Raw genomic sequence first — 9,037 nt, 5'->3', positions numbered from 1 at the left:
CGCCTCCTGGCGCTGGTCGGCTTCGGCGTCGCCGTTTCACTCGTCTACTGCTACGGAGCCGCACATGCGTAAGGCCCCTTCCAACACCGATGACGTGATCGACAGCCGCGACGTGATCGAGCGCATCGAAGAACTCGAAAGTGAACTCGGCGCAGTGCATGGGGCTCAGACCGAGAGCCGCGAGACGAACCTGGAGTTCGAGGAGTGGCTGCTGGCGGTACGGGCCGACGCGAGCCCTGCACACGAAAACGAACACAACCGCGAGGTGGAAGAACTGCAAGAGCTGCGCAGCCTGGCCGATCAGTGCGACCACGTTTCCGACTGGGTACATGGCGAAACGCTGATCCGCGAGAGCCACTTTACAGACTACATCGAACAGCTCATCGACGACTGTTACGAGATGCCGAAGGAGATGAAGAGCGGCGGATGGCCCTGGCGCCACGTCTCGTTCGACTTCGAGGCCGCCGCCGAAGAGGCGAAAGTCGATTACTCCGAGGTCACCTTTTGGGGTGAGACCTACCTCATCCACGACTGCTGAGGAACTGCGATGAGCGAATTCACCAGCAAGGAGCGAGACGCGATCTTAGCCGGTCTGCGTCTCCTGCAATTCTCCCTCGACGCCGGCACCGTGGCACCTAACGACGGCGACGTGGGCGACATCCTCACATGCAGCGGCGACCACGACGGCATGACGGCCGAAGAGATCGACCTGTTCTGCGAAGAATTCAACTTCTGAGGCCCAGCATGCGAATCCTCGGCTACTCCTACAACGCCACCATCGTGTGCCCCGCGTGTGCTCGCGCGGACGCCGAAGAGGGCCAAATCATCCCGGACGGACGTATTCGGTTCGAGCACGACGAACACGGGCTGCTCGACAACCTTGAAGACCGACACGGCGACGCAGTGCGCCCGGTCTTCTCCACCGATGAAGGCGCACACCGTGAAATATGCGGTTCGTGCTTCGAACGCCTGAGCTACTAGGAGAACTGAAATGCAGACCGTAAACGTGCGGGAGATGCTCGATCCCGCGATACGCGACCCGCACTCTGGCGAAATCGTCGGGCGCGACGAAGATGTGGCACGCGCCCTGGAGGCTTTCGAGGGTCTGGTCGCGATTGCGGGAGAAGCCGCGAAGCAATTAAGGCTCAGTGGTTCTCACGCCCACGCTCACTTGCTCGACTGCGCGGTGAACCGAGTAGGCGGAGTCGCATGAAACGCAACCTTCAATGCGCCTGCTGCGGGAACTACGCGGGACGCTGGGAGCAGCACTGGAATCAAGACACCGGCTACGGCGTCTGCGCTTCCTGCGTGGAGTGGATAAGCTCGCGCGGGGAAACCGTTGAGAGCATCGTCCAGACTTATGGATCGGAAGGCGTCAACTGGGGCCATACGCCTCAAGAGGACGACGCCGACTGAACCGTTAAGCCGACTAGCGGATCACATTCTGAGATTCGGGCGCCTTAGCCTTCCCGCATGGAAGTCCTGGACCGCGAACAATCGATCCTCCCAAAGCCGTACACCTGGATCGACTCTCGGTCCCTCGGCGGGCCAGTCGTGCTCCGCTTCAACTGCTCGGCGGTCGCCGTGATCCGCCCCGACGACCGCGGAGTAAGCATCCTGATTCACACCAGCAAGAACCACACGCTATACGCCCGGGACCGAAGCGTCCGCCGGGCCTGCTACGGCGTCGAGCGCTGGTTTGATGCGCGCACCCGGCCAGCCGGCAGCGCGTACCGAAACACACACGGGCACCACAAGCCCTGGTTCTAGCACTACCTCTCTCGGCGGCCGACGGCTGCCTTCTAACTCGGAGCAACACATGGACACCACCATCAAAGACTTGATGGAGGCGCAGGCGTATGGCCTCGTCCCCACCAGCGCCACGCGGTTCGCGATCCGCTACCTCGGCTTCGACGGGCATGAACTGGGACCGGACTGTAAGACGGCCTTCTGCGCGATCCTCAGCGCGAACGGGCTCGACGGCCGGGCGATCGATGGGCTGGCCTGGCGTCGCGACGACGGAGTCACCGGCGTCTATCCGCTGATTCCCGTCTCGGCGACGCAGTTCGTCGTCAAGTACGCCCAACTGGCCCGCGATGCGCTGGCGCAGTCCCAGGGGGCGCCTGCATGACCCTGAAAGAACGTCTGCGGGCCGCTGAGGCGCGCAACCCGCTTGGATACGCAGTCGGGCTCATCCTCAGCCTCGACGGCGTACTAGTGGCGGCGCTGCTCGTTTCTGAGGTGTTCCCTTGAGGTGCGGCCTCATCTTCAGATGGGGCAGCGCTTGGGTCGGGGCGCATTGGTCGCCCTATAACCGCCGCTGGTGCATCAATCCCCTGCGCTGCGTCACCGTGTGGCTCGCCCTCAAGGGTGGCAACGTGCCTTAAACCGTCAGCGGAAGCTGGGGTAATCCTTTCGCAGTCGGGCCTCAGCTTGGACAGCTAGCGCGTGGGGGGCCACTTCGGGCAAGTCACGAATTAACGTCCACGGCGTATCCACCAGCATGTGCCCTACTGCGAACTCAGGCGCCCCGATGCGTCGGCGAAGCGCCTGAACTGCCAGCAGCTCAGCCGGGTACACCCGATCAAAGTTGTACTCAAACTCGTAATCCATGCGGTTCGTGCTTCCGCGGCTGCGACTGATGTGAAAGTCGGAGGCCGCCTGCATGATCGAACGGAAAAGACCCTCATCATCAGTTCGCCACGCGTCTAGAACCGCCTGGTATTCCGGAAGTACGGAATCCTTGGGTTCATAAGTGGTGCTTAGGTTGAACGCATCGGCAAACAGGTAGATCAAGAATGCATCGCTAGTTCCCCGGCGCCAGCGATCAGGACTGACTTTGAGCGGGTGCACTTGCAAATCCTTTTCCGCAACATCTATCAGCACCTGTGCGCACACTTCGGCTAGTTGCCACTGTGACAGCATCGCTGGTCCCGCGGCCAACATGCCGGACTTGAAGGGCCGCAACGGCTGATTTGCGAGGGGCAGCGACATCCCCGCGAGTGTCCGCAAATCGAGCGCGCGGAACTCCACTGCGCGCCTGAGCATGTCCGCGAGATACGCAGGATTATCGACGGCTTCGCTGGTGCATGCTCCAGTCGCATAAGCATGGCTCACCATCTGCATGGTTCCTGCGCTCGGAATGAACAAGCCTGGAGTCTCAACCTCAACGCTCAGGACACCAAGCTCTTCTTCAAGCTTGTTCCGCTTGACCATGTTGTTCTGCCACCACAGGTCGCAGTCCTTGAACACCTTCTTCAGAGACGGATGCCAGCGCGGAGCCGCATCCTTAGTGTCTTTAGCTGGCATTAAACCGTCATCCTCGGACCACCCTGCCCTTGATTTTGCTGCGCCTGCTGCAACGCCTCTTGCTGCTTGGCAGCCTGTTGCAGATTGATTTGCTCAACTTTGGCGAGGTTCTGATCCGCAGGTTCCTGGACCGCCTGGGCCACGCTAACGCGCACGTCGAAGTGAGGCCCTCTCTCGCCGTGCGGAGAATACATGGCATACGCCAGCTGTTCACCGGTGGCCTGCGATGTGAACAAGCCGGCACGATCGATACGCTGCACCAGGGGGTCGGAAGAGGCCTCTCGAAGCAATGCAGCTGAGACGTTCGCACTCTGTTGCGAATCGAGCCCACCGGCCGCAGCAATTCCCCGAGAGATAGCTTGGTATTCAGCGCTGCTCCTAACGCCGTCGAAGCTCGGCGACAGTTCGGCCTTACGCTCTGCTGGCGGGAGCCACTTCTCAGAGTCATGGGCGTCAATGCGGAGCTTGTGTGACCCGGGCTCATTGGAAATATTGATCTTCACCCAGGTCGCATCTGCATTGAAACTGCCTTTATGGAAAGCCTCTCGCTGTATATCGCGAGCTATGTCGTCCAGGCCTGGGATCGTTCGATGAGCCTGCCATTGTCCCTGCTGGTTGATTGCTCTTTCGAGGCGCGCAGCCACAAATTCCTCAGGACTGGGGCCGCTTTGTGCCGCAGCCTTTCCTTGAATTGATGTCTTTACTTCAAAGAACTCCAGCCGCTCGGTGGCCGGATGACGCCCAACAACGTCAATGCCCTGCCCTGACTTGTTCTTGATCGAAACAATATCGGTGTAGCCCTGCTCCACCATCTTGTAGGTCTGGAGCGCTTCGCCAATGTCGCCTACCTGCTTTCGGCTGAGACTATTGAGGTCTACACCTTTCAGGCTGTGGTCCAGCGCTTCTTGGAAATTGACCTTGCCGTCGAAGATCGTTTTGTCGAGCTTGGCGACCTCGCCCAGTTCCTTTGGAGTGAGCTGGCCGCTGCGCAAGATGCCTTCGACGTTGTCCGTCAAGTGCGCAGCTCTGACGATGCCTTCCAGGTCGCCATTCCTGCGGGCGCTGCTGATTAGTCCTTCCGCGAACTCCTGGGCGCCGGCAGCGGCACTTCCGCCGCGACCTATATTTCGTTCCAGCTTGCTAAGGACATCACCGGCGTCCTTTACGGCCTCTGCGGTGTCGCCGGCCAGCTCGCGTGCACCACGGCCGAGATCTCCTGCTTTGCCTAGGACGTGCATGTCGGGGCCGCCGACCCGCACAACGTTACCCAGTCGGGACAACTCGACCGCATGCTCTGCGGGAACGAGCGTATCCAATGCGCTTGCCGCCTTACCGAACTTACCGAGCGCGCCGGCCGGCACGAAGTTCGCGATGATCTCCACACCAACGGCGCCGGCAGAGCCGCCCAGGTATTCGGACTCGGTGTGCTTAGCCTGAGCTTCGCGGAACCCCTTGTCCCATTTCTCCAGCGCGTCGCTTGCCGCCGCCTGGGCGTCGGTCATTGGCTTCTTCGGGTCGTCCATGACCTCGGCGGCATACATCTTCGCCATGCCGACGACCATCTTTCGGTAGTCGGGGTCTTTGGAAAGGCGATCAGCCATATGCGCCACATCGACGAAATCGCCGACCGTGCGGGCCGCGTGGGTCAACGCTCCACGCGCCATGCCCACCTGAAACTGATGCATACCCAGCATGACTGACGCCGCACCAGCTGCCGCCTTCTCGCCACTGCTCGCGCTAGGGTCGGTGGCGAGGTTGCGTAGTCGTTCTTGACCGGCTCCTCGTAAGTCCTCGAACGCCTGGTCGGCCGCCTTAAGGCGCTCGACCGCGTGATCGCGCACGGCCGCCGCCGCTTCCGCTAGCCGTTCGCCTTGGCGCTCCAGATAGCTGTCGGTGATGTTCGCAGCATCCAGAGCCTCCGCGAATCGCCTCCGCTCTGCTGGGGCCTCCAGCCGCCGATCGATCGCGCCGAGAAGGGTGTCGGCATCATGCCGCTTCAGGCTCCCGGAGTGCTGTAGGTCGTTGACGAGCGCCGCGGCGTCCACGCCGCCGACTCGTTGGTTCCTCAAGATGAGACGTTCGGCCTCAAAGGCGACTTGATCGACCCGTCCTTGCGAGTCGGCGGCTGCGAGCAACGCGGCCAGATCGCGGGTATCCACCCGCTGTAGAGAAGCTGCCATCGGAATGTCCTTATTCAAACTGGGGGTTGCCACTCCAGCTTATCAGCCCGACCGCGACCCAGTCGCCGGCCCACCAAACGTAAGTTTGTGCCGCACAGCACAGTCCGTCGCATGGGCCGCGACAGGGCACGAGGTCGTCTCAATTTCGGTGCCCTTCGGCCCGTCTCAACGAGCGAGAGACATGACTCCTATCCTCAGCGATCACTACGGCACGCCACTCTTGGTTGCCTTCGATGACCACCTCTACTTCTGGAAATGTTGCCTATGAAATCACTGCTGCTGACCTTCGCCATCTGCGTCGGCCAGCTCATCTTTCTCTCGTTCTTGGTCGGAGGCGTACTGCTTCTGGTTGCTGGTTGGCTACTACTGCTCAGGTGACGGAATACTGTCGTTTAGTTGGCGCCTGACGCGAAGTCAATCGCGGTTCGCCAGCTAAGTAGATCGTTCTCAGAACGATGAAAGATAAGTGTGGCCGGCAGGATCGCCGCAGCCTGTATCTCACCGGTTTCAAACTAGCCCGCCATGCAACATGGCCCGAATCAGGAACGTAGGAATTGGCAGTGTTTCGTATTCCCTTTCTAAGAATTAGCCTCCACGTTTGCCGCCCTACGCCCTGGCAGCGCGGCTTTTGGCACGACCGGATCAACGATAGACATACAGTCGTTGGTCTCGGTATTGCAATTATCTCAATTGAGGGACATATTTCATAAGTTGGCTGAATCCAGGGTGGGTTCGGCTGTCCCACATTTACGGATTCCGACGCTATGACTCAGCTCACTTCCGACGAGCTACTGCGAGTGCTCCATACCGCTCTAGAGACGTTTCGGGACGAAGTAGATGGCGACATCATCGCCCACAAGATTCTTACTCTCGTTGCTGCTGCGCGGAACCCCGGCCTCCAGCAGATTGATGTCGGCCAACACGTAAAGGGCCTCACGACATCGAGCATCTCACGCAACGTGATGGACTGGAGCGAGCTGGATAAGAACCGAAAGCCCGGCAAGGACTTCATACAGCAACGGCCCGATCCAGACTATCGCCGTCGCAACCTGCTTTACATAACCCCCAAAGGCGCGCAGTTCATAGAACGCCTCACCACTAAAGTCAACAAGGCCCTGGAACCTAAGGGCCGCTAAGCCCCTAAGGAATCCCATATGCCTCTACGCCTCAAGGGCGTACGCCCTGCCGTGGGCGAAACCGACCGTCGCGTCTATATGATCGACGTGCAGTCAGGCCACCGCCGCGAGCGTCTCTCATCCGGCACACGTGATAAAGCACTGGCGCTGCGCCGCGAACAAATAGTGCTAGATGCGATTCAGGCCGATCCATCGGTCACCAAGCAAGAACTCAAGGCGCTGGTCCGCGGCAGCGCCTACACCACCATCTCCGCGCTGCGTCGCGCAAATGAAACAGCTTGGAACTTCAAGCAAGCTTGCGACCTGACCCTCGCTGATCGGAAGGGACACGGGAAGTCGAAGGGCTGGGCACTGGCAGCGTCTAAAGAGACCTACGCCACCAACTGCCGGATGCTCCAGAAGGTTCTCGGCCAGTCCAAGCCGGTCGCGTCAATCGACCAAGAAACCGTGGACGACCTGGTCGAGACGCTCGCAGACAGCGGGAACAGTCCCGCTACGATCAACCGCAAGCTTTTCTGCCTGCTGGCCGTCCTGCGGTTCGCAAAGCGCGCCGGGCAGTACCACCGCGATATTCCCCACTACCGGCAGACCTCCGAGGCAGACAGCGCTCGCCTGTTCACCCTCACGGTGGCTGAGGAGGCTGAACTGTTTAGCGCCTTCCTGAAGCTCGACGAGCGCCCTGAAGGCCCGGCCGGCGGGCACCCGATCGTTCGAGACGCGGCGGACTATCACGATGTCCTGGTGTTTCTGGCGGACATCGGCTGTCGCCACGCCCAGGCCTACAAGGTGACCTGGCGGGATGTGGTTGAGATTGAGGCCGGAGTTGCCGGGGCGCCCAACATGATCGGTATTCGCTTCTGGCGCGCCGGTGAGCAGAAGGGCGGCAAGACGCGCACCACGCCGGCCACCGACCGGGTGCGCCGCATCCTGGAGCGAAGGCGCGCGCTTGGGGGACGTGGCCCGTTTATGGGATTGAACAAAAGGCGGGCACAGGCGCTTTGGAGTCTCGCGAAGAAGGAGACGTCACTCGCGGACGAACCTGAATGCGTCATTCATAGTCTTCGCCACACATGCGCCACGCGCCTGCTCAACAAGACCGGGAACCTCAAGCTGGTCCAGGAGTGGCTCGGCCATACCAAGATCGAGACCACCGGCAACATCTACGCGAAGGCCCTGATCTCGACCAAGGTCGAAGCCCTCAGCGCGCTGCAAGGATTCACCCCCGGAACGTCACCGATTGCAGAAACGCAATCAATCCAAGACCACAACTCATCCCACATTCGGGATAACACGATAACAACTCATTGATCCTGTTAGGATTTTCAATGATTTGTGTGGTGCGAAAGGCGGGACTCGAACCCGCACGGGGGTTACCCGCTGGAACCTAAATCCAGTGCGTCTACCAATTCCGCCACTTTCGCCCAGGGCCGGCATCGCATGGATGCGGCCGACGCATTCTAGCCGCCGCGCCGAAAAAAAGCGCCTCGTGCCCAAGCCATCGCGGCCCATCGGAGGATGACCCGGGCACGGCCACCGGCCGACTTCGCATGCAGTTAGGAAGTCCTGCGCCTTGGCGGCGCATCGTGGCGATGCGCACCGGCTACGACACTGACTTGATCGCCTATCTGCGGACACAAGGCGATGGATGATCGCCGCCGTCCGCGTCCGCGTGCCGCTCGGCGGCGACGAATGCCGCGCGTCTATTGCAGGCACTGCAGGCAAAAATCGCGGACAAAGAAAAAGGCAGCTGGATTGCTCCAGCTGCCTTTCGATTTTGGTGGGCTGTCAAGGATTCGAACCTTGGACCTATTGATTAAGAGTCAACTGCTCTACCAACTGAGCTAACAGCCCGATGAAACCAGGTGCGGAACTATACAGAAAAAATCAGTACCGCACAACACTTTGGGGTGGAAGACGGGATTTGAACCCGCGACCCCCGGAATCACAATCCGGTGCTCTAACCAACTGAGCTACATCCACCATAAACCTGCTACTGCAACGCACGTTATTGAAACACGAACGCACGTTTACGAAAACTTTCTTGGCGCGCCCGGCGGGACTCGAACCCACAACCACCGGCTTAGAAGGCCGGTGCTCTATCCGGTTGAGCTACGGGCGCCAGATTACATCTTAACTGACGGCCGAGCTTGCTCGATGGATGGTCGGGGCAGAGGGATTCGAACCCACGACATCCAGCTCCCAAAGCTGGCGCTCTACCAGGCTGAGCTATACCCCGAGCCGGGACTCCCGCGACACGCCAAGACCGCGAAAGGCCGCATAGTGTGGGCGGCGCTTTGTTCCCTGTCAATCGTGCGTTGCCGGCGGCGCACCGCCCTGCCCGAGCCGGCGGCGCTTGTGCGATGTATGCTTCGACCCTATCTAGTATTCATTCTCGAAACCGCGTTTTTCCAA

General features: G+C 60.3%; 12 protein-coding genes and 5 tRNA genes. 10 read left to right on the top strand and 7 right to left on the bottom strand.

The window, feature by feature from the left end:
- Positions 1 to 64: 64 nt before the first annotated feature.
- Genes ACKN61_RS08815 through ACKN61_RS08780 form a run of 8 tightly spaced genes read left to right on the top strand, consistent with a single transcriptional unit; the run spans position 65 to position 2,253 of the window.
- Positions 65 to 538, top strand: coding sequence for a hypothetical protein (locus ACKN61_RS08815; RefSeq protein ID WP_408953162.1), 474 nt, complete (start codon positions 65 to 67; stop codon positions 536 to 538).
- A 9-nt stretch (positions 539 to 547) separates the two neighbouring features.
- Positions 548 to 736, top strand: coding sequence for a hypothetical protein (locus ACKN61_RS08810; protein WP_408953161.1), 189 nt, complete (start codon positions 548 to 550; stop codon positions 734 to 736).
- A gap of 8 nt (positions 737 to 744) precedes the next feature.
- Positions 745 to 981 carry a hypothetical protein gene (locus ACKN61_RS08805; RefSeq protein WP_408953160.1) on the top strand — a complete coding sequence of 79 codons (237 nt, stop codon included), beginning with the start codon at positions 745 to 747 and terminating at the stop codon, positions 979 to 981.
- Positions 982 to 991: 10 nt separating this feature from the next.
- On the top strand, positions 992 to 1,213 hold the full coding sequence (locus ACKN61_RS08800) for a hypothetical protein (protein ID WP_408953159.1): 222 nt from the start codon (positions 992 to 994) through the stop codon (positions 1,211 to 1,213).
- The gene (locus tag ACKN61_RS08795; protein ID WP_408953158.1) at positions 1,210 to 1,416 is read left to right on the top strand and encodes a hypothetical protein; all 207 of its coding nucleotides are present in this window, start codon (positions 1,210 to 1,212) and stop codon (positions 1,414 to 1,416) included. Before ACKN61_RS08800 ends, ACKN61_RS08795 begins: the two co-directional genes overlap by 4 nt.
- A gap of 57 nt (positions 1,417 to 1,473) precedes the next feature.
- Complete coding sequence (locus tag ACKN61_RS08790) at positions 1,474 to 1,770, top strand: hypothetical protein (RefSeq protein WP_408953157.1); 297 nt, start codon at positions 1,474 to 1,476, stop codon at positions 1,768 to 1,770.
- A 49-nt stretch (positions 1,771 to 1,819) separates the two neighbouring features.
- Positions 1,820 to 2,131: a hypothetical protein gene (locus tag ACKN61_RS08785; RefSeq protein WP_408953156.1), complete on the top strand. Its 312-nt coding sequence runs from the start codon at positions 1,820 to 1,822 to the stop codon at positions 2,129 to 2,131.
- Complete coding sequence (locus tag ACKN61_RS08780; protein WP_408953155.1) at positions 2,128 to 2,253, top strand: hypothetical protein; 126 nt, start codon at positions 2,128 to 2,130, stop codon at positions 2,251 to 2,253. The genes ACKN61_RS08785 and ACKN61_RS08780 overlap by 4 nt, the downstream gene beginning before the upstream one ends.
- A 138-nt stretch (positions 2,254 to 2,391) precedes the next feature.
- On the opposite strand, the gene ACKN61_RS08775 is transcribed toward ACKN61_RS08780, so the two are convergent.
- Both ACKN61_RS08775 and ACKN61_RS08770 read right to left on the bottom strand, forming a co-directional pair.
- The gene (locus tag ACKN61_RS08775) at positions 2,392 to 3,309 is read right to left on the bottom strand and encodes a hypothetical protein (protein ID WP_408953154.1); all 918 of its coding nucleotides are present in this window, start codon (positions 3,307 to 3,309) and stop codon (positions 2,392 to 2,394) included.
- A complete protein-coding gene (locus tag ACKN61_RS08770; RefSeq protein WP_408953153.1) occupies positions 3,309 to 5,489 on the bottom strand; it encodes a hypothetical protein in 2,181 nt (726 codons plus the stop codon). The genes ACKN61_RS08775 and ACKN61_RS08770 overlap by 1 nt, the downstream gene beginning before the upstream one ends.
- Before the next feature lie 764 nt (positions 5,490 to 6,253).
- Between ACKN61_RS08770 and ACKN61_RS08765 the strand changes: the two genes are divergently transcribed.
- Positions 6,254 to 6,625 (top strand): hypothetical protein, encoded by a 372-nt coding sequence (locus ACKN61_RS08765; protein ID WP_408953152.1) that lies wholly within the window; start codon positions 6,254 to 6,256, stop codon positions 6,623 to 6,625.
- Between the two features lie 18 nt (positions 6,626 to 6,643).
- Complete coding sequence (locus ACKN61_RS08760) at positions 6,644 to 7,933, top strand: tyrosine-type recombinase/integrase (protein WP_408953151.1); 1,290 nt, start codon at positions 6,644 to 6,646, stop codon at positions 7,931 to 7,933.
- A 27-nt stretch (positions 7,934 to 7,960) separates the two neighbouring features.
- On the opposite strand, the gene ACKN61_RS08755 is transcribed toward ACKN61_RS08760, so the two are convergent.
- The 5 genes from ACKN61_RS08755 to ACKN61_RS08735 form a co-directional block, all read right to left on the bottom strand.
- A tRNA-Leu gene (locus ACKN61_RS08755) sits at positions 7,961 to 8,046 on the bottom strand.
- Between the two features lie 354 nt (positions 8,047 to 8,400).
- Positions 8,401 to 8,476: transfer RNA gene (locus ACKN61_RS08750), tRNA-Lys, on the bottom strand.
- Between the two features lie 52 nt (positions 8,477 to 8,528).
- Positions 8,529 to 8,605 (bottom strand) — tRNA-His (locus tag ACKN61_RS08745).
- A 62-nt stretch (positions 8,606 to 8,667) separates the two neighbouring features.
- Positions 8,668 to 8,744 (bottom strand) — tRNA-Arg (locus ACKN61_RS08740).
- A 40-nt stretch (positions 8,745 to 8,784) separates the two neighbouring features.
- Positions 8,785 to 8,861 (bottom strand) — tRNA-Pro (locus ACKN61_RS08735).
- Positions 8,862 to 9,037: the final 176 nt, after the last annotated feature.

Origin of the sequence: Lysobacter sp. Hz25, assembly GCF_046097045.1 — a bacterium.
Lineage (GTDB): Bacteria > Pseudomonadota > Gammaproteobacteria > Xanthomonadales > Xanthomonadaceae > Lysobacter > Lysobacter antibioticus_B.
This window is presented reverse-complemented; position numbering and strand designations above follow the sequence as displayed.

What these genes read in the sequence shown, in the direction of transcription:
- ACKN61_RS08815 (WP_408953162.1), top strand. Translation starts at nt 65, where the DNA reads ATGCGTAAGGCCCCTTCCAACACCGATGACGTGATCGACAGCCGCGAC.
- ACKN61_RS08810 (WP_408953161.1), top strand. Translation starts at nt 548, where the DNA reads ATGAGCGAATTCACCAGCAAGGAGCGAGACGCGATCTTAGCCGGTCTG.
- ACKN61_RS08805 (WP_408953160.1), top strand. Translation starts at nt 745, where the DNA reads ATGCGAATCCTCGGCTACTCCTACAACGCCACCATCGTGTGCCCCGCG.
- ACKN61_RS08800 (WP_408953159.1), top strand. Translation starts at nt 992, where the DNA reads ATGCAGACCGTAAACGTGCGGGAGATGCTCGATCCCGCGATACGCGAC.
- ACKN61_RS08795 (WP_408953158.1), top strand. Translation starts at nt 1,210, where the DNA reads ATGAAACGCAACCTTCAATGCGCCTGCTGCGGGAACTACGCGGGACGC.
- ACKN61_RS08790 (WP_408953157.1), top strand. Translation starts at nt 1,474, where the DNA reads ATGGAAGTCCTGGACCGCGAACAATCGATCCTCCCAAAGCCGTACACC.
- ACKN61_RS08785 (WP_408953156.1), top strand. Translation starts at nt 1,820, where the DNA reads ATGGACACCACCATCAAAGACTTGATGGAGGCGCAGGCGTATGGCCTC.
- ACKN61_RS08780 (WP_408953155.1), top strand. Translation starts at nt 2,128, where the DNA reads ATGACCCTGAAAGAACGTCTGCGGGCCGCTGAGGCGCGCAACCCGCTT.
- ACKN61_RS08775 (WP_408953154.1), bottom strand. Translation starts at nt 3,309, where the DNA reads ATGCCAGCTAAAGACACTAAGGATGCGGCTCCGCGCTGGCATCCGTCT.
- ACKN61_RS08770 (WP_408953153.1), bottom strand. Translation starts at nt 5,489, where the DNA reads ATGGCAGCTTCTCTACAGCGGGTGGATACCCGCGATCTGGCCGCGTTG.
- ACKN61_RS08765 (WP_408953152.1), top strand. Translation starts at nt 6,254, where the DNA reads ATGACTCAGCTCACTTCCGACGAGCTACTGCGAGTGCTCCATACCGCT.
- ACKN61_RS08760 (WP_408953151.1), top strand. Translation starts at nt 6,644, where the DNA reads ATGCCTCTACGCCTCAAGGGCGTACGCCCTGCCGTGGGCGAAACCGAC.